The organism is uncultured Psychrobacter sp. (assembly GCF_947500265.1).
Classification (GTDB): Bacteria; Pseudomonadota; Gammaproteobacteria; order Pseudomonadales; family Moraxellaceae; genus Psychrobacter.
Genome location: NZ_CANMRN010000019.1, coordinates 1 through 1,283 on the forward strand (window position 1 = coordinate 1; position 1,283 = coordinate 1,283).

A 1,283-nucleotide genomic window follows, 5' to 3' on the forward strand; every position below is an offset into this window, starting at 1 on the left:
AAAAAAAGCCACCCTAAATAGGATGGCCTTTTTTATGACTAACTCATAAGCTCATTGCTGAGACTTAAGGATTAGTTCAATACGTTAGCAACAACACCAGCGCCTACAGTACGGCCGCCTTCACGAATAGCGAAGCGAAGACCTTTGTCCATAGCGATTGGGTGGATAAGCTCTACGCCCATCTCAACGTTATCACCAGGCATTACCATTTCAGTACCGTCTTGTAATTGGATTGCACCAGTTACGTCAGTAGTACGGAAGTAGAACTGTGGACGATAGCCGTTTAGGAATGGTGTGTGACGACCACCCTCTTCTTTTGACAATACATATACTTCAGCGTCAAACTTGGTGTGAGGAGTGATTGAACCTGGCTTAGCAAGTACTTGGCCACGTTGTACGTCTTCACGCTTAGTACCACGTAGTAGTACGCCACAGTTTTCGCCTGCACGACCTTCGTCAAGCAGTTTACGGAACATCTCTACACCAGTACAGGTGGTTTTTTGAGTGTCACGGATACCAACGATTTCGATCTCGTCACCAACTTTAACGATACCAGATTCAACACGGCCTGTTACTACAGTACCACGACCTGAGATTGAGAATACGTCTTCGATTGGCATTAGGAATGCTTTGTCGATGTCACGCTCTGGCTCTGGGATGTAAGTGTCTAGTACGTTTAGTAGTTCTACAACAGCTGGTTGGCCGTATTTTTCTTCTGAGCCTTTTAGGGCTTCAGTAGCAGAACCTTTAACGATAGGAGTGTCATCGCCTGGGAAGTCATAGTCGTTCAATAATTCACGAACTTCCATTTCTACTAGCTCTAACAATTCTTCGTCATCAACCATGTCACATTTGTTCATGAATACGATGATGTATGGTACGCCAACCTGACGTGAAAGCAAGATGTGCTCACGAGTCTGTGGCATTGGGCCGTCAGTTGCAGATACTACTAGGATTGCGCCGTCCATCTGTGCCGCACCAGTGATCATGTTTTTAACATAATCGGCGTGACCTGGGCAATCTACGTGTGCGTAGTGACGGCTGTCTGTGTCATATTCTACGTGTGAGGTGTTGATTGTGATACCACGTGCTTTTTCTTCTGGTGCTGAGTCAATAGACGCGTAGTCTTTGGCTTCGCCACCAGAGGTGATTGCAGCTACGGTTGCGATTGCAGCGGTAAGGGTTGTTTTACCATGGTCAACGTGTCCGATTGTACCGACGTTGACGTGTGGCTTGTTACGTTCAAACTTGGCCTTTGCCATGGGTATTTCCTCTTTTTTTGG

1 protein-coding gene is annotated in these 1,283 nt (G+C 46.4%); it reads right to left on the reverse strand.

The features are described 5' to 3' along the window. Window positions 1-71: 71 nt before the first annotated feature. Complete coding sequence (gene tuf, locus Q0788_RS13865) at window positions 72-1,262, reverse strand: elongation factor Tu (RefSeq protein WP_057758488.1); 1,191 nt, start codon at window positions 1,260-1,262, stop codon at window positions 72-74. Window positions 1,263-1,283 lie beyond the last annotated feature (21 nt).